This window comes from Pedococcus badiiscoriae, from assembly GCF_013408925.1.
In the GTDB taxonomy this organism is placed as follows: domain Bacteria; phylum Actinomycetota; class Actinomycetes; order Actinomycetales; family Dermatophilaceae; genus Pedococcus; species Pedococcus badiiscoriae.
On record NZ_JACCAB010000001.1, the window covers coordinates 226358 to 243390 of the forward strand.

The following is a 17033-nucleotide window of genomic DNA, read 5'->3' on the forward strand; positions in this document are numbered from 1 at the left end:
GGTGGTCGGGGCCTTCGTGCGTCCGGGCAGGGCGCGGGCCCTCAGGCGAGCGCGCTGATGGCAGCGCGGATCCGCTTCTCGGACACCGGGTATGCCGTGCCGAGCCCGTTCGCGAACAGGCTCACCCTCAGCTCCTCGACCATCCACCCCACGTCCCGGACGGGCCCGGACCGGCGCTCGACGGGGGGCAGGGAGTCGAGCAGGTCGGCATACGCGATCTCGACGCGGTCCACGACCTCCTGGTTGGCCGCGTCGCGGGCCAGCGCAGCCGGCGAGGACGGGGCCTTGTCCAGCCGCTGGAGCATCGCCCGCAGGTAGCGCCGCAGGTGCGTCAGACGGCCCAGTCCCGTGTCGGCGATGAAGCCGGCGTACACCAGGCTGTCGAGCTGGGCCCGGACGTCGGCGACGAGCGCCGCGGTGGCCGGCGCCGTGAGACCGTCGAGACGGACGCGCACCTCCCTGGCCGCGGAGAGCACCGGTTCCACCTCGGCCACGACAGTCAGCACCCGCGTCGCGATGTGCGTCCGGACCGCGGCGAGCGCAGCCTCGAAGGTGGCTGCGTCACGGACCCCGGCGGCGGCGGACCCCGCGTCGCCACCTCGGTCGCCGCCTCGTGCGACGCCTCGTTCGATGACGATCGCGTCGACGGCACAGGCCAGCGCGTCGTCCAGCAGGGCCGGGACGGAGCCGTGCGGGTTGTCCCCCAGCGCCAGCTTCTGCGCGTTGGTCAGCGTGGCCAGCACGCGCTTCCAGGGCGCGGTCGTGTTGAGCAGCAGCAGCCGGCGGACACCCAGGGTCGTGGCCGCCTCAGCCTCGCGCGCGCCGGGCATCACGACGATGTCGACACTGTCGCCCCGGTCCACCAGGGCGGGAAAGCCGTGCACCGTCTGCCCGCCGGAGGTCGACTCGAAGGTCGCTGGCAGGTCACCGAAGTCCCACTGCCGCAGTCCCTTTCGCTCGATGGCTGCCGCCGCGCTCGACATCCGCCGCTGCACCTGGCCGGCCAGCTGGTCCTGCAGGGCACCCAGGTCCTTGCCGGCGCCCAGCACCCTCCCCCTGCCGTCCTCGACGACGAAGGTGATGCGCAGGTGGTCGGGGACGCGCTCCGGGGCGAACTGCTCGGGGGGCACCGCGATGCCGGTGCGAGCGCGCAACACGCGCGCGAGCTCGTCGGCGAGCCGTCGGCCGCCGCCGGGCTGCGCCTGCGCGAGCGCCGCGGCCGCGTGGTCCGGAGCAGGGACGAAGTGCACCCGGGTCGCCTTGGGCAGGGAGCGCAACAGGGCGGTCGCGAGCTCTTCCCGCAGGCCCGGTACCTGCCAGTCGAAGCCCTCGTCGGCGACCTGGTTGAGCACCTGCACCGGGATGTGGACCGTCACCCCGTCCGCCGCTGCGCCCGGCTCGAACTGGTAGCTCACGGCCAGCTCGACGCCACCCTGCAGCCAGGTCCGCGGGTAGTCGCTGGCCGACACCCGCTGCGCGCTGTCGCGGGTGAGCAGCTCCTCGGTGAAGTGCAGCAGGCGTGGCGTGTGCCGACGCACGTCCTTCCACCAGCGGTCGAAGTGACGCTGCGACACCACCTCTGCAGGCACCCGCGCGTCGTAGAACGCCACGAGGTGTTCCTCGTCGACGACGATGTCGCGCCGTCTCGCCCGCTCCTCGAGCTCGGAAAGTCGTTGCAGCAGAGCCTGGTTCGCCGTGAAGAACTCATGATGGGTGTCCCAGTCCCCCTCGACCAGCGCGTGCCGGATGAACAGGTCCCGCGCCTCCTCGGGGTTGATCCGCGAGTACTGCACGGTCCGCGCGGCCACCAGCGGCACGCCGTAGAGCGTGACGCGTTCGGTGGCCACGACGGCGCCCTGGGTGCGCGACCACCGCGGCTCGGAGTACGTGCGCTTCACCAGGTGGGAGCCCAGCCGCTCTGCCCAGATCGGGTCGATGCGGGCGTTGGTGCGCGCCCAGAGCCGGGTGGTCTCGACCAGCTCGGCCGACATCAGCCAGGTCGGCTGACGGCGGAACAGGGTCGAGCCGGGCGAGATGCCGAACCTCGCCCCCCTGGCACCGAGGTAGTCACGCTTGGCCTCGTCACGCAGGCCGATGTGGGACAGCAGTCCGGCCAGCAGGGCCTGGTGGACGAGGTCGGCGTTGGGCGGCTCCCCCGGTGCCGCGGTGGCCGCCCTGGTGTCGATGCCCAGGTCCTGGCACGCCTTGCGGAGCTGGCTGTGCAGGTCCTGCCACTCCCGCACCCGCAGGTAGTGCAGGTACTCCGCACGGCACATCCGTCGAAAAGCGCTGTGGGACAAGGCCTTCTGCTGTTCCTTGAGATAGGCCCACAGGTTCAGCAGCGAGATGAAGTCGGAGTGCTCGTCGCGGAACCGGGCGTGCGACTGGTCGGCCTGGGTCTGCTTGTCGGCCGGACGCTCACGCGGGTCCTGCATCGACAGGGCGGCGACGATGACCAGCACCTCGCGAGCACAGCCCAGCCTGCCGGCCTCGATGAGCATCCTGCCCAGTCGCGGGTCCACCGGCAGGCGCGCGAGCGACCGTCCGTGTGCCGTGAGCCGGCGCTCCCCACGCCGCGACCCGTCCTCGCTGTCGAAGGCCTGGAGCTCCTCGAGCAGCCGGATGCCGTCGGCGACCTGACGCGCGTCCGGGGCGTCGACGAACGGGAAGGCCGCGATGTCACCGAGACCGAGCGAGGTCATCTGGAGGATCACGGAGGCGAGGCTGGTTCGCTGTATCTCCGGCTCGGTGAACTCCGGGCGCGAGAGGTAGTCCTCCTCGGAGTAGAGCCGGATGCAGATGCCGTCGGCGAGGCGCCCGCAGCGGCCGGCGCGCTGGTTCGCGCTTGCCTGCGAGATCCCCTCGATGGGCAGCCGCTGCACCTTGGTGCGCTGGGAGTACCGCGAGATGCGCGCGGTGCCGGCATCCACGACATACCGGATGCCGGGGACCGTCAGCGACGTCTCGGCGACGTTGGTGGCCAACACGATCCGCCGTCCGGTGGCGCGCCCGAAGACCCGGTGCTGCTCGGCGGCCGAGAGCCTGGCGTACAGCGGGAGGACCTCGGTCTGCGGGAGCTTCATCGACTCGAGGGCGTCCGCCGTGTCGCGGATCTCCCGTTCACCCGAGAGGAACACGAGGATGTCGTGGCCGGACCCGTCTGCGGCACGCTCGGTCCACAGCTCCTCCACGGCCTCGCACACGCCCGTGACCTGGTCACGCTCTTCGGCGTCGGGTCGCTCGGGGTCGACCAGCGGCCGGTAGCGGACCTCGACCGGGTAGGTGCGTCCTGAGACCTCGATGATCGGCGCGGGCTCACCACTGGCTGGGTCACGGAAGTGCTCGGCGAAGCGTTGCGGGTCGATGGTCGCCGAGGTGATGACGACCTTGAGGTCGGGTCGTCGGGGCAGCAGCTGCTTGAGGTATCCCAGGATGAAGTCGATGTTGAGCGACCGCTCGTGTGCCTCGTCGATGATGATGGTGTCGTACTTGCGCAGCAGTCGGTCGCGCTGCAGCTCGTTGAGCAGGATGCCGTCGGTCATCACCTTGACCAGCGTGTTGTCGCTGCTCTGGTCGGTGAAGCGCACCTGGTAGCCGATGGCACCACCCAGCTCGACCTCGAGCTCCTCCGCGATCCGCTCGGCGACCGATCGCGCGGCGATCCGCCGGGGCTGGGTGTGGCCGATCAGGCCATCGCGGCCGCGTCCGATCTCGAGGCAGATCTTGGGGAGCTGGGTCGTCTTGCCCGACCCCGTCTCCCCCGCGACGATGACGACCTGGTGGTCGCGGATCGCCGCGGCGATGTCGTCCTTGCGCGCGACGACCGGCAGGTCCGACGGGTACTTCAGCTCCGGGACGGGGATGGCCGGACGAGGCGGCCGAGGCTGGCGGGGCTGGCGCGAGCGGGACGGCCCGTTCTTCGACTGCCCCGACCGCGGGCGCCTCCCCCGTTTCCGGGCAGTGGAAGGCTGCTCGGAACCGGTGGAGGACATTCCCGCAGCATACGGAGCGCGGTCCCCGGACCGCCCGTGGGTTATGCGGCCTTGGCGGCGATGAACCCCTGCTCGAGGTCGGCCAGGATGTCGTCGATGTGCTCGATGCCCACGGCCAGGCGGACCAGCCCGGGCGTCACGCCGGCCTTGAGGCGGTCGCCGTCCGGGCCCTGCGAGTGGGTCGTCGAGGCAGGGTGGATCGCCAGCGACCGGACGTCACCGATGTTGGCGACGTGGCTGTGCAGGACGAGGGACTCGACGAACCGGCGCCCCGCCTCGACCCCGCCGGCGATCTCGAACGCGAGCACGGCCCCGGCTCCCCGCGGCGTGTACTTGGTCGCCTTGGCGTAGCTCTCGTGCTCGGGCAGCGACGCCCACACGACCTGCTCCACCTGCTCGTGGGCCTGGAGGAACGCCGCCACCTTGTGGGTGTTCTCGAGGTGGCGCTCGATCCGCAGGCTCAGGGTCTCCAGGCCCTGGGCGATGAGGAACGCGTTGAACGGTGCGATCGCCGGGCCGAGGTCACGCAGCAGCTGCACCCGGGCCTTGAGGATGAAGGCCAGGTTGGCTCCCAGCGGGCTCCCGACACCGAGGTCCCGCGCGAAGACGAGCCCGTGGTAGCTCTCGTCGGGCGTGTTGTAGTTGGGGAACTTCTCCGGGTCGGCGGCGAAGTCGAACGTCCCGCCGTCGACGATCACGCCGGCGATCGAGGTGCCGTGGCCGCCGAGGTACTTCGTGGCCGAGTGCACGACGATGTCAGCGCCCCACTCGAGCGGGCGGATGAGGAACGGTGTGGCGATGGTGTTGTCCACGACGAGCGGCACACCCGCCTCGTGGGCGACGGCCGCGACCGCCTCGATGTCGAGCACCTCCGACTTGGGGTTGGAGATGGTCTCGCCGAAGAACAGCTTGGTGTTGGGCCGGACCGCCGCCCTCCACGACTCCACGTCGTTGGGGTCCTCGACGAAGCTCACCTCGATCCCGAACTTCGGGAGCGTGTGCTTGAGCAGGTTGAACGTCCCGCCGTAGAGGCTCGGGCTCGCCACGACATGGTCGCCGGCTTCGGCGATGTTGAGGATCGCCAGGGTCTCGGCGGCCTGGCCCGAGGCGACGAGCAGTGCCCCGACCCCACCCTCGAGGGACGCGACGCGCTGCTCGACCGCATCCTGCGTCGGGTTCATGATGCGGGTGTAGATGTTGCCGAACTCCTTGAGCGCGAACAGGTTTGCCGCGTGCTCGGTGTCCTTGAAGACGTAGGAGGTGGTCTGGTAGATCGGCAGGGCGCGGGCGCCGGTGGCTGCGTCAGGCTCCTGTCCGACGTGGACCTGGCGGGTCTCGAAAGACCAGTTGGTTGGGCTCATGGTGGTTCCTTCACTCTCGTGTGCCGAGGGTGCGGGGACACGTGGTGGGTCGCCCGCGCTTGCGCACGGCAACCGGTGCCGTGCGCCTGGTCTTCACCCGGGGCACCCCACCGCGGAGGAGGGTTGCCGGCCAGCGAGCCGGGGCTTGTCGCTGGCGCTCATGACCTGTCCCGAGGCTACGCCCGGGACCTGACCGCGCGGCATACCCGTCTCTCATGGCGGACCGGAGGTCGCGAGCCCGGGTCCGCGGGCATATCTGCGGCTTCGATGGTGTTGGGGCGGGTATGACCATTACCGGCGAATACGCCCCCAGCACGAGCGGATGGGTCCGCGACCAGGTCGAGCAGATCGAGGCCGCCGGGACGACGCGCGCGGTCTCCATCCAGGACCGTCCGGTCGTGATGCTGACGATGCTCGGGCTCTCTGGCAAGGTGCGCAAGGTGCCGCTGATGCGCGTCGAGCACGACGGGCTGTATGCCGCGGTGGCGAGCAAGGGTGGCGCGCCCGAGCACCCGAAGTGGTATGCCAACATCCGCAAGAACCCGGTCCTCGACCTGCAGGACGACGACCGCACCTGGACCGTGCGCGCCCGGGAGCTCGACGGGGCAGAGCGCGAGCAGTGGTGGGCGCGGTGCGTCGAGGCCTTCCCGTCCTACGCGGACTACCAGGTCAAGACCGACCGGCTGATCCCCGTGTTCGTCCTCGAGCCGGTCGAGACCGCGGCCTGATCGCACTCGACTCGTTCGGGACGGGGTCAGCCTCAGCCGATGGTCAGGACCCCGGGGCCGCCGCCCAGCTGGGTCGGCGACAGGACGGTCTGGCCCGCAGTGCCCGCATAGGGCGACCCGGGTGAGACGTACGAGGTCCAGTGCGTGGCGTCCTCGACGACGACCTGGGCGAAGTAGGTCCCCGGCGGGGTCCCGCCCGGGACGGTGACGGTGTGCCGCCAGACCCCGGACTTGCGCGTCCCCGAGACGAGGGTGGGGTCGCTGCTCGAGTACAGGTGGACGTCGCCGGTCGCACTGCTCAGGTAGAGGCTGACGTTGCCCACTCCCTCGACGTCGGTGGCGGTGACGTCGACGACCACCTGCTGCGGGGCCCCCGACAACGGAAGCTCGCTCGGCGTCATCGTCAGGCGGCTCAGCACGGGCGCGTTGCTGTCACCCGTCCCGGTCACCACGAACCGCCCCGACCCACCGGGCAGCGGGAGGCCACCCGTGCCGGCGCCGTCCCGTGCCTCGACGTAGGCCCGCAGGTCGGGCCCGTTGTAGTACTGCATCCCGTGCCGGGAGGAGGCGTCCTCGACCCACACGGCGAAGTTCCAGATCCCGCCGATCTCACCGGCCTCGATCACGTGCGAGGCCGTCCAGATGCCGTCGCGGGCGGTGCCCGAGACCTGCTGGAGGTTGTCGCAGCCGAGCTGCACGTAGTCGCCGTTCGCCGGTCGGTAGGCACACAGGTACGGGGTGCCCCCGATGCCGGCCCGGTCGTCGGTCAGGCGCACGGTCGCCGTGACCGTCTTGGCGGTCGTGCGCACGTCGAGGGCGGTGCGGCTGAGGCTGAACGAGGCGACCACCGGCGGCTGCAGGTCGGTGCTGCGCGAGGCCACCGCCAGCACTTCGGGGAATCCGTCGAAGGACTGCCGACCCACGCGGTCGGTCATGAAGACGTTGACGGTCATGGCACCGGGGTCGACGTACATCGGAACCTTCAGCGTGCCGCTCCACCACCCGTCGCGGGGGGTGCCACTCACGAGGTGGGCCATCCCGCCGGTGGCGTAACCGATGAGTCCCTCGGTCTGGTGCTGCGCGCCGACCTGCACGGACGTGACACCGGTGTCATCGGTGACCCGGATCCGGTAGGTGGTGACCTGGGGCGCGGCCGTCACGTCGACTGCGGCCGGGGAGAGCGACACCGCGACCGCCTGCGCCGGCTCCGTGTCCGTCTTGCAGCTGTAGCGGATGTCGCCGGCTGCGATCTCGCACCAGTTGGTGCCGTTGCCCCCGGAGATCACGTCGGGGTCGGGCCCGCCCAGGAGGTCGTCGTTGCCGTCGTTGCCGTTGACCTTGTCGCGGCCCGGGCCGCCGCTGACAGTGTCGTCGCCGGTCCCGCCGATCAGGGTGTCGTTGCCCGTGTTGCCCACGACCACGTCGTTGCCGGTGCTCCCGTCGATGACGTCGTCGCCGGGGCCCCCGTCGATGCCGTCGTTCCCCGAGTAGCCCAGCACGTAGTCGTTGCCGGCCCCCGCGTTGACCTTGTCGTTGCCCTGCTGGGCGTAGATCTTGTCGTTGCCCGTCCCGCCGTAGATCGTGTCGTCACCGAAGCCGCCGTAGATCGTGTCGTCACCGAGGCCGCCGTCGATGATGTCGTTGCCCCCGAGGCCCACGAGCCGGTCGTTGCCGCCCAGGCCGCAGATCACGTCGGGGCCCGCCGTCCCGGTGATGGTGTCCGCACCGGCCGTGCCGACCTTGGTGCACCGAGCCCCGTTCGAGGCGTAGACGGCGGCACTGGCAGAGGGTGCGGTGGCCAGCGAGCTGGCCGCGACGGCGACGAAGGCGGCGGCGGCCGCCACGAGGCGAGGCTTCACAGTGCGTCCGATCAGGCGGGTGACGCCGCCGGTCCCCCGCGCGACATGGTCGCCGCAGCCTAGACGTCCGACTGGTCCCGAGGGGGGAGAATGCCCGATCTGGTCCGGCGCAGCCAGAGCAGACCGAGCACCGGCAGGACGAGCGGCACGTAGCCGTACCCCGACCCGAAGTGCGACCACACCGTCTTGTCGGGGAAAGCGCTCTTGGCCAGGTAGGACGCGAGCCCCACGACCAGCACGCCCGCCAGCTCGACGCTGATCGCGACCAGCGCGACCGCGCGAGACGTGCGGTCGCCGCGAGCGAGCGCCACTGTCGCGACGACGTAGATCACCGCCGCCAGGGCGGACAGCAGGTAGGCCAGCGGGGCGCGGCTGAAGTACTCGGTGATCTGCAGGACCGAGCGGCCCGTGGCGGCCAGGGCGAGCAGCCCGTAGACGGCGACCAGCACCACCCCCGGACCGGACCGGGTCGGGCGCGGGGTGGGAGCCGGGGTCGGGTTCGGAGCCGGACTCGGGGTCGGGTTCGGAGCCGGACTCGGGGTCGGATTCGAGGGCGGGGTCTCAGCCACGCAGGTTCCAGATCTGTTGGAGGCGCGCCGTCATCACCGCGATGCTGAAGGCCCCCACGGCGACGACGCCCATCGACCAGCGCGTCTTCTCCTTGAGCGCCAGGAACAGCGCCGCGGGCGGCACGAACGGCAGGGTGATCGCGTAGGCCGCGAACGTCGCCTGCTCCGCGCCGCCACCGGGCACCCGCCCGAGGTGGGCGACGCAGACCACCAGCTGCACCAACAGCGCCAGCTCCGTCACCCCCGCCACGAGCAGCAGACGGTCGTCGACGACACGGCTGCGCGCGGCATACCAACCCGCGGCGGCCAGCAGGCACACCGCGGCCACGAGCACGACGACGGTCAGCGGGAACAGCACGGCGGGAAGCCTACGCGAGCACTGGGTCGACGTCGTTCGCCGGTCGGCCAGGTCAGGGCCGCTTGCCGCTGGTGCTGGTGCTGGTGGGCTTGGGGCCCTTGCCGGACGAACGCGGGTTCGGCGTGTGGCTGTCGTTCGTCGCACTCGAGCCGGGAACTGGCGCCGTCGGGCTGGGCGAGGCCGACTTGCCGTGGGGGCCACCCTTCCCCGACTTGGTCGAGTGCGGGTTGGGGCCGTGGGCCGTCGGCGAGTTCGGGTTCGGCGTGTGGGTGGTCGGTGGCTTCGAGGGGTGCGTGGGGTGCGACGGTTTGTCGGAAGGCGTGGCGTGGGCTGTCGGCGACCCCGAGCCGTGTTGAGGCTTGGGCGCCAGCACCCCGGCGCAGTAGGCCTCAACCTTGTCGGCCCCGCCTGCTGTGGAGGACAGGCTGCGGAAGGCGACGGAGTGGTCCCGGGCCGTGCCCTTGGCCTTGTCGGTCGACCAGGCCCGGCACAGCCCAGCTGCGGGACTGGCCGCCGCACGCGGCCCCACCCCCGCCGTCGGTGAGGTCACCGGGCTGCGCCCCGGGTTCCGTGAGGGGCTCGTGCCGTGTGTCCTTGGCGCCGGCGCCCCGACCACCTGGTGCAGGACCTGCTGGACCTTGTCGGGCAGGACGCCGACATACGCCGCGGCCCCGAGCCCGCCCAACGACACGACCGACACGGACAGGACGGACGCAGTCAGGAGGGCCGCCCGCGACCGACCCACGGCCGCGGCGCCGGCAGCCGCCATGCCAGCAGCCGTGACCCCCGCGGCACCCATGGTCGCGCCGCCGGACCCGCGCCCGATGGCGATGACCTTGACCTTCGCCCGGCGTGCGCTGACCGGGATCTTGCGGAAGGCGCTCAGGGCGACGTGCTCGTCGGCGAGCTCCGCCGTCGTGGCCGGCGCGGCCAGCGACCACCTCAGCAGGTCGGCGCCGGTACCCAGTCGTTCCAGGGCCCGCGCCTCGGCCCGCTGGATGTTGACCGCATCCACGCCGATGACGTCGGCCACCGCGGCGGGCGGCAGGCCGGCGCCCAGGTGCAGCACGACGACCTCGCCCTGCCCGAGCGGCAGCGCTCGCAGGGCCGTCAGGGTCTCGTTGATCCCGCGATGCGCGGGAGTGCCGGTGGCATCGGGCTCGAACAGCTCGTCGATGCCGAGCTCGTCGTCAGCGTCGGACGGCATCCCGGGAAGGACCGTGACCGAACCCCAAGCCCGCCGCAATGTGCTCTCCTCCGCGCGTTGCCGAGCGCATGCGAGCAGCCAGACGCGCCACGCGAGCTCGTCGCCGGCAAACCCCGGCAACCCGCGCACCACGGTGATCCAGCCCTCACACGCCTCGTCATAGGGATCGTCGTGCCCGACGACCCGCAGGTAGCGGATCATCGTCGGGTTCGCGTCACGCCAGAGCCTGGCGAAGGCATCCTCTTCGCCGGCTTGGGCGGCGCGCAGGGTGCGCGCGAAGTCGGTCCCCAGCACGGTTCCAGTATCGCGGGCGCCGTGGCGCCGGGCCCTCATCCATTCGGCCCAAGTCAAGACTTGGTAAAGAGGCCAGCCGGCGCGGGCGGGCCTCGCCGAGGCCGCCGCCCGCAGGCGGTCATGGCGCGGTGGCCAGCTCCGGGGCCGCAGCGGCAACCGCCGCCGGACCAGCCTGCTCCTCCCGGTGACCGTGCCGCTCCCACCAGCGGGCCAGCGGCCGGGGGGCGTACCAGTTCGCCCGCCCGAGCAGCCGCATCGTGGCCGGCACGAGCAGTGCCCGCACCACGGTGGCGTCGAGCAGCACGGCGACGAGCATGCCCACGCCGATCATCTTGAGGAAGACGATCCCGCTCGTCGCGAAGCCACCGATGACCACGGCCAGCAGGAGGGCGGCGCTGGTGATGATCCGCCCGGACCGCTGGATCCCCGCCGCCACGGCCCTCGTGTTGTCACCGGTGCGGTCCCACTCCTCGCGCACCCGGCTGAGCAGGAACACCTCGTAGTCCATCGACAGCCCGAACAGGATCGCGAGCATCAGGATCGGCTGCGTCACGTCGAGGTATCCGGGCGAGGTGAAGCCGAGCAGCTTCGACAGGTGACCTTCCTGGAAGATCCAGGTGACCACACCGAAGGACGCCACGATCGAAACGCCGTTCATCACGATGGCCTTGAGCGGCAGGACCACCGAGCCGAAGGCGATGAACAGCAGCACGAGCATGACCGCCGCGACCATGAGCGCCATCCACGGCAGGTGGCTGCCGATCGAGGAGATGAGGTCCACCGCGTCGGCGGTCGGGCCGCCGACCAGCACGGTCGCTCCCGCAGGTGGGGCGACGGCGCGCACTGCCCTGAGCACGTCCTGGCTGCCCGGCGTCTGGGAGTTCCCCCGCCAGCTCGCCTGGACCAGCGTGAGCTGTCGTCCGTCCACTGACCTGGTGGCGACCGCCTGCGCGCCGGTGACGCCGGCCACGGTGGACAGCCTCGTCACGTAGGCCGTGGTGGCCGCCTGGTCCGCTCCGCGCACCATGATCGACGCCGTGGAGGTCTGGCCACCGAAGAGCCGCGCCTGCAGGTCCGCAGCCTGCCGGCTGGGCGAGCTGGCCGGCAGGACCCGCTCGTCCACGCTCCCCCACTTGGCCCCCAGGAACGGGCTCCCCACGGCGAGCAGGCCGATGACGATCGCCACGAGGTAGGCCACGGGCCGGCGCATCACGCTGTGCGCGACCCGGGCCCAGGCGCCGTGCACCACCTCGTGGTCGGAGCCGTGCACCTCGTCCGGCGTGCGGGCATCGGCGAGGTGCGCCCGGGCGCCGCGACGCCACGGCATGCGGCCGAACTCGATCCGCGGGCCGATGACCCCCAGCAGGGCCGGCAGCACCGTCAGTGCTGCGACCATCGCGACGAGCACTGCCGCCACCCCGCCGAATCCCATGGAGCGCAGGAAGTTCTGCGGGAACAGCAGGAGCGAGGCGAGCGACGCAGCGACGATCAGGCCCGAGAACAGCACCGTGCGCCCGGCGGTGGCCATCGTGCGGACGACGGCCGCGCGGACGCTGTCGCGGGACGTGTCGGGCTGGTGCGCCAGCTCTTCGCGGAAGCGGCTCACGACGAACAAGGCGTAGTCGATGGCCAGACCCATGCCCAGCAGCGTGATGACGTTGATCGAGAAGATCGAGACGTCGGTGATGCCCGTGATGAGGCGCACGACCGCGAACGCGCCCATCACGGCGATCCCGCCGACGAGGGTGGGCATCAGGGCCGAGACCAGGCTGCCGAAGATCAGCAGGCTGAGCAGGAAGACGATCGGCAGCGAGATCGACTCGGCGCGGGCGATGTCCTTGGAGACCTGCGAGTTGACGTCGCCGAAGACCGCCCAGCGGCCGCCGACGCTGGTGGTCAGCCCGGGGGCGGCGAGGTGGCCCTTGACCGCGTCCCAGTTCCTGCTCTTGGCGTCCTGGCTCCTCCCGGCGAGCGTGATGACGACGCGGGTGGCGTGCCCGTCGCTGCTGACCAGGGCCGGCGACCTCGTGTCGTAGTACGTCAGTGCTCCGGCGACGTCGGTCGTGGGCAGCGATGCCAGGGTGCCGGTCACCGCGCGCTGGAACGCCGGGTCGGCCACCCGGAGGGTCGGGCTGGAGTAGACGACCACGAGGTCGGTCTCACGGCCGGGGAAGGTCGCCTGCTCGAGGACGAGCTCCTTGGCCGAGTCGGTGGCGGGGTCGTCGAACCCACCGTTGGACAGGTGGCCGAACACCCCGATCCCGTATGCCGCGGCGGCCAGCACCACGGCTATCCCACCCACGAGGACCAACCAGGACCGTCGTGCGACGAGCTGACCCCACCTGTGCATCCGAACCACTCCCTCGCAACCCCGCATCACTGATGTTTACAGCAGTAACAGTGATGGGTGTAAACTAAGTTGTCAAGGGTTCATGGTTAACTCTGCGTGAGGTTTCCCGAAGACATTTCTGCGGGACATTTCTCCAGGACAAGGAAGCAGGGCGAGATGACGGCGGTACCGACCCGGCGGGAGCGGCAGCGGCAGGCGACCTTCGATGAGATCGTCGACGTCGCCCGACGGCTCCTGCGCGACGGCGAGGATGTCTCCGTGCGGGCCGTGGCCCAGGAGATGGGCCTGACTCCCCCGGCGCTGTACCGCTACGTCGACAGCCACGCCGAGCTGATGGTGCGCGTCGCCAGGTCGATCTTCGAGGACGTGGTGGCAACCATGACCACGGCCAGGGACGCGCAGGCACCCGACGACCCGGCGGCGCAGATCGTCGCGTCCGCCGCCGCGTTCCGCACGTGGGCGCTGACCAACCGGCACGAGTTCCAGCTCGTCTTCGCCTCGGCGACCTCCACCGCGCCCGAGGATGGGTCGGCCCCGGAGCCCCTCGTGATGACATCGCTGGACGCGTGCCTGCCCGAGGAATCGGGCGTGAAGCTGTTCGGCGCGTTCTTCAGTGAGATCTTCGGACGGCTCTGGGTGAAGTACCAGTTCGACATCCCCGCCGACGCCGACCTCGATCCAGAGCTGCTCGAGGTGCTGCGCGGCGAGATCAAGGCCCCCGAGGTCACCGACGCACTCGGCGGCCCGACCCCGGGCGCGCCGACCCCGGGGATGATCTGGATGTTCGAACGGGCCTGGTCGCGGCTCTACGGCACGGTGACCCTCGAGGTGTTCGGCCACGTGCACCCGGCGTTCATCTCGACCGGAGCGTTGTTCGGCGCGACGATGCTCGACATCGGGCGGGAGCTCAGCATCGAAGGCGAGTGGCCGCGGCTACAGGCCATCGCCCGCGCCCAGTACTGAGACCTTCCCCGGGACTGGTCTGCCGGCAGCCTCAGGAGGCTTGGCTGATCGGCTCGGGCATGGCCTCGATGCCATCCGGCGAGGCCAGGTAGAAGCCGAGGAGCCGGACGCCGTGGCGGGCACATGCCTCGATCGTCTCCTGGTGCCAGCCGCGGTCGTGGTCGGTCGGCATCACCCCACGACGGCGCCCGCGGGCGACGAGGATCGCCCCGCCGGTCTCCCCGACCATGGGCAGCAGCAGGTCGAGCAGGGTGCGCGCCTCGGCTGCCGGCGCGTCCACCGGCACGTCGGACAACACGACCGGCTGGACGCCCCGATCCGCCTCGTCGCACACCATCAGGGCCAGGGCGCCGTCGCGACGCTCCTCGATCCCGAGGATCAGGTCGACCACATCGGCCTGGATCGTCGTGTCCGTCAACGGAATGCTGCGCAGGTCTCGGGGAAGGTCTTCGTAGCTCATGCCCTGAATGCTGCCCGAGTCCGCGAGGTCGCTCCGAAGTTATCCCCAGCCCATGCCGAGGGTTCGCTCGGGCCGCGCAACCCCGCCGGCTCGCCGGAAGGTGAGCACGCGGCATACCGAACGTCGGGACGTGGCACGTCGTTCGGTCAGCTTCGCCTCGGACGAACGGAGGGGGTCGGTCCGATTGCCCGGCTGGTCGTGGGCCGCGGCTCCTAGCGTCCCTTCTCGTGAAGAACTCGCCTGCTGCCTCTGGTCACGACACCGCCGATGCGCATGCCGCGTGGTGCCGTTGCGGCGCTTCACGTGCTGAGAGCGTCCACCGGCTGTGCACCGGTGCGGCCGCACTCCAGCACAGCGCTCGAGTCGAGGTCCGCGCCGAGCTGCTGCTCAGCCGGCTCCGGGCGATCCAGCTGATGGGGACCATGAACGGCGAGCTCCGGGCGCTGTAGGGCGCGCTCAGCCGCCGACGACCGGGCCTCGCGGGGCACCACTGGCGAGGATGGCCGAGGTCAGTGCCTTGGCCGGCTCGGCGGGGGCCTGGCGGTTGGTCAGCAGCATCAGGTCGAGGTGCGGCAGCTTGGGCAGGCCGCTGGCGGCGGGGAGCTCGACGAGATCGGGTGGCATGAGGGTGCGCGCCATGGCGGCGATGCCCAGTCCCGCGCGGACCGCGGCCAGCACCCCGTTGACGCCCCGGACCGTGCAGGTGACCCGGTGGCGACGGCCGATCCGTTCGAGTGCCTGGACGCTGATCGCCCGGCTGAGGCTGGGGGCCTGGTAGACGACGAGCGGGACGGGCTGGTCGGGCTCCACCCGGGAACCGTCCACTCCCGCCCACACGAGCTGGTCGCGGCGCACCAGCTGTCCGCGCGCGAGCGTCGAGGTGCCCGCGTTGCGCTTGACGAAGGCGACGTCGAGGTGGCCCGACTCGATGCGCTTGAGCAGCCCGTCGTTCTGCAGGACGGTCAGCTCGAGGTCGATGCGCGGATAGAGCTGACGGAAGTCACGCAGGATGCGCGGCAACGGGGTCAGCGCGAGGTCGTCGGTCACCCCGAAGCGGAGCCGACCGGCCAGCTCGGAGCCGGTGAAGTAGCCGACGGCGCGTTCCTGGGCGGCCAGGATCTCGCGGGCGAAGCCGGCCATCGCCTCTCCGTCGGAGGTGAGCGCGACACTGCGGGTGTCCCTGACGAACAACGACCGTCCGACGGCCTCCTCGAGCCGCCTCACGTGCTGGCTGACCGTGGGCTGACGGATCCCGAGGGCCTCGGCGGCCCGGGTGAAGCTCAGGGACTGGGTCACCGCGAGGAACGTGCGCAGCAGCTCGGGCTCGTACACGGCGGCTCCTGTCGGGAAGGGCATGGGACTCGCGGGTGGGGTGCTTGCGTCGGCATCGGTGGCAGCATCGGTGGCAGCGTCGGTCGCTGTCATTGCGAATTGCAATGACACTTATATCACTCATTCTTTCTCAGAATGCTGTGGTGGGACCGCGTGGCCTTCACACTGGAAGTGAACGAAACCAACCACCACACGAAACCGTCCAGGACGACCCATGAGCTCCACAGCCACCAACACAGTCCATCTCTCCGATCCCGCACTCCCCCATCAGGTTTCGCGCACCTTCCCCTCACTGGCGAACCGCAACTTCCGACTGTTGCTGTCCGGTCTGCTCATCTCCGGCACCGGTGGGTGGATCCAGCGCATCGCGCAGGACTGGCTCGTCCTGACCCTGACGGACAGTCCCACTGCGGTCGGCATCACGACTGCCTGCCAGTTCCTCCCGACCTTGGCGCTGGGGCTGCACTCCGGCCTGCTCGCAGATCGCTTCCCCAAGCGCGGCATCCTGCTCGCCACCCAGGTGTCGATGTCCCTGACGGCGGCGGTGCTGGCGCTCCTGACCCTGAGCGGGCACGTCGCGGTGTGGCACGTCTTCCTCCTCGCCGGCGTCCTCGGGGTCGTGACGGCGGTCGACAACCCCGTGCGCCAGTCCTTCGTGTCCGAGGTGGTCGAGGCGCCGCAGCTGCCCAACGCGATCAGCCTGGTGTCCTGCACGTTCCAGATCGGGGCCATGGCCGGGCCGGTCGTGGGCGGTCTGCTGATGAGCAGCCTGGGTGCGGGGTACGCCTTCGCCGTCAACGCGGTCAGCTTTGCCGCGCCGGTCACCGCCCTGTTGCTGATGAAGGGAACCGGACGGGCGCGTGTGCCACGCGCTGAGCTCACGACGGGTGCGTTGCCCACCCCGGGCATCCGTGAGGGCCTCGAGTACGCCCTGCGCACCCCGACGGTCCTGTGGCCGGTCGTCATGGTGGGAGCGTTCGGCTTCTTCACCATCAGCCTGCCGGTCACCCTGGCCGCCTTCGCCAAGGACGAGTTCCATTCGGGGGCGAGCGGTCTCGGCCTGCTCAACGGGGTGGTCGCCGTCGGCGCGCTGGCGGGCGCGCTCACCACCGCGCGACGCAGCAAGCCGCTGCGACTGCGCACCGTGGGGATGGCCGCCTGGGCGCTGGCCATGGCGATGCTCCTCGCCGCAGCAGCGCCCGACCAGCTCTCGTTCACCCTCCTGCTCGTCCTCGTGGGCGCTGCGAACCTCGGCTTCCTCACGTCAGCGCAGTCCCTGGTGCAGCTCGCGACGGCCGACCACCTGCGGGGCCGGATCGTCGGGCTCTACATGCTGGTGTTCATCGGCAGTGGCGCGCTCGGTGGGCCCGTCGTGGGCCTGCTGGCCGAACACTTCGGTCCGCGCACCGGGCTGCTGATCTCCGGGGCCGTTCCCGCCGTGGTGACGATCCTCGTGTGCCGGCACCTGGCGCGCACCGCGTCGCTGCGGATCGGGCTCACGGCGTTCTCGGTGCGCGTGGTCCGTCCGTCCCTGCTGCCTCGCGGCTAGCCGCGGCGGCG

13 protein-coding genes and 1 riboswitch are annotated in these 17033 nt (G+C 71.0%); of the genes, 4 read left to right on the plus strand and 9 right to left on the minus strand.

What is annotated here, in order from left to right; translation table 11 throughout:
• Positions 1-41: 41 nt before the first annotated feature.
• Both hrpA and BJ986_RS01110 read right to left on the minus strand, forming a co-directional pair.
• Complete coding sequence (hrpA, locus tag BJ986_RS01105; protein ID WP_179420323.1) at positions 42-3992, minus strand: ATP-dependent RNA helicase HrpA; 3951 nt, start codon at positions 3990-3992, stop codon at positions 42-44.
• 41 nt (positions 3993-4033) lie between these two features.
• The gene (locus BJ986_RS01110) at positions 4034-5353 is read right to left on the minus strand and encodes a bifunctional o-acetylhomoserine/o-acetylserine sulfhydrylase (protein ID WP_179420324.1); all 1320 of its coding nucleotides are present in this window, start codon (positions 5351-5353) and stop codon (positions 4034-4036) included.
• 50 nt (positions 5354-5403) lie between these two features.
• Positions 5404-5519, minus strand: a riboswitch (SAM riboswitch).
• A gap of 118 nt (positions 5520-5637) precedes the next feature.
• Between BJ986_RS01110 and BJ986_RS01115 the strand changes: the two genes are divergently transcribed.
• A complete protein-coding gene (locus BJ986_RS01115; protein ID WP_179420325.1) occupies positions 5638-6081 on the plus strand; it encodes a nitroreductase family deazaflavin-dependent oxidoreductase in 444 nt (147 codons plus the stop codon).
• Between the two features lie 32 nt (positions 6082-6113).
• Here BJ986_RS01115 and BJ986_RS01120 read toward each other — a convergent pair whose 3' ends face one another.
• The 5 genes from BJ986_RS01120 to BJ986_RS01140 form a co-directional block, all read right to left on the minus strand.
• Positions 6114-7925: a calcium-binding protein gene (locus BJ986_RS01120; protein ID WP_179420326.1), complete on the minus strand. Its 1812-nt coding sequence runs from the start codon at positions 7923-7925 to the stop codon at positions 6114-6116.
• 74 nt (positions 7926-7999) lie between these two features.
• Complete coding sequence (locus BJ986_RS01125) at positions 8000-8509, minus strand: hypothetical protein (protein ID WP_420372032.1); 510 nt, start codon at positions 8507-8509, stop codon at positions 8000-8002.
• Positions 8502-8867 (minus strand): hypothetical protein, encoded by a 366-nt coding sequence (locus tag BJ986_RS01130; protein ID WP_179420327.1) that lies wholly within the window; start codon positions 8865-8867, stop codon positions 8502-8504. Before BJ986_RS01130 ends, BJ986_RS01125 begins: the two co-directional genes overlap by 8 nt.
• Before the next feature lie 52 nt (positions 8868-8919).
• On the minus strand, positions 8920-10368 hold the full coding sequence (locus BJ986_RS01135) for an RNA polymerase sigma factor (protein ID WP_179420328.1): 1449 nt from the start codon (positions 10366-10368) through the stop codon (positions 8920-8922).
• Between the two features lie 118 nt (positions 10369-10486).
• On the minus strand, positions 10487-12718 hold the full coding sequence (locus BJ986_RS01140; RefSeq protein ID WP_179420329.1) for an MMPL family transporter: 2232 nt from the start codon (positions 12716-12718) through the stop codon (positions 10487-10489).
• 156 nt (positions 12719-12874) lie between these two features.
• Here BJ986_RS01140 and BJ986_RS01145 point away from each other — a divergent pair, with 156 nt between their 5' ends.
• Positions 12875-13681 (plus strand): TetR/AcrR family transcriptional regulator, encoded by an 807-nt coding sequence (locus BJ986_RS01145; protein ID WP_179420330.1) that lies wholly within the window; start codon positions 12875-12877, stop codon positions 13679-13681.
• Positions 13682-13712: 31 nt separating this feature from the next.
• Here the strand turns inward: BJ986_RS01145 and BJ986_RS01150 are convergent, their stop codons facing one another.
• Positions 13713-14141 (minus strand): hypothetical protein, encoded by a 429-nt coding sequence (locus BJ986_RS01150; RefSeq protein ID WP_179420331.1) that lies wholly within the window; start codon positions 14139-14141, stop codon positions 13713-13715.
• Positions 14142-14368: 227 nt separating this feature from the next.
• Between BJ986_RS01150 and BJ986_RS01155 the strand changes: the two genes are divergently transcribed.
• Entirely contained in the window at positions 14369-14590 is a 222-nt protein-coding gene (locus BJ986_RS01155; RefSeq protein WP_179420332.1) for a hypothetical protein, read from the plus strand.
• 7 nt (positions 14591-14597) lie between these two features.
• Here BJ986_RS01155 and BJ986_RS01160 read toward each other — a convergent pair whose 3' ends face one another.
• Positions 14598-15473, minus strand: coding sequence for a LysR substrate-binding domain-containing protein (locus tag BJ986_RS01160; RefSeq protein WP_179420333.1), 876 nt, complete (start codon positions 15471-15473; stop codon positions 14598-14600).
• Positions 15474-15687: 214 nt separating this feature from the next.
• Here BJ986_RS01160 and BJ986_RS01165 point away from each other — a divergent pair, with 214 nt between their 5' ends.
• On the plus strand, positions 15688-17022 hold the full coding sequence (locus BJ986_RS01165) for an MFS transporter (RefSeq protein WP_179420334.1): 1335 nt from the start codon (positions 15688-15690) through the stop codon (positions 17020-17022).
• Positions 17023-17033: the final 11 nt, after the last annotated feature.

Bases quoted from the DNA above. Each gene is read 5' to 3' on its own strand.
- hrpA (WP_179420323.1), bottom strand. From the start codon at position 3,992: ATGTCCTCCACCGGTTCCGAGCAGCCTTCCACTGCCCGGAAACGGGGG.
- BJ986_RS01110 (WP_179420324.1), bottom strand. From the start codon at position 5,353: ATGAGCCCAACCAACTGGTCTTTCGAGACCCGCCAGGTCCACGTCGGA.
- BJ986_RS01115 (WP_179420325.1), top strand. From the start codon at position 5,638: ATGACCATTACCGGCGAATACGCCCCCAGCACGAGCGGATGGGTCCGC.
- BJ986_RS01140 (WP_179420329.1), bottom strand. From the start codon at position 12,718: ATGCACAGGTGGGGTCAGCTCGTCGCACGACGGTCCTGGTTGGTCCTC.
- BJ986_RS01145 (WP_179420330.1), top strand. From the start codon at position 12,875: ATGACGGCGGTACCGACCCGGCGGGAGCGGCAGCGGCAGGCGACCTTC.
- BJ986_RS01150 (WP_179420331.1), bottom strand. From the start codon at position 14,141: ATGAGCTACGAAGACCTTCCCCGAGACCTGCGCAGCATTCCGTTGACG.
- BJ986_RS01165 (WP_179420334.1), top strand. From the start codon at position 15,688: ATGAGCTCCACAGCCACCAACACAGTCCATCTCTCCGATCCCGCACTC.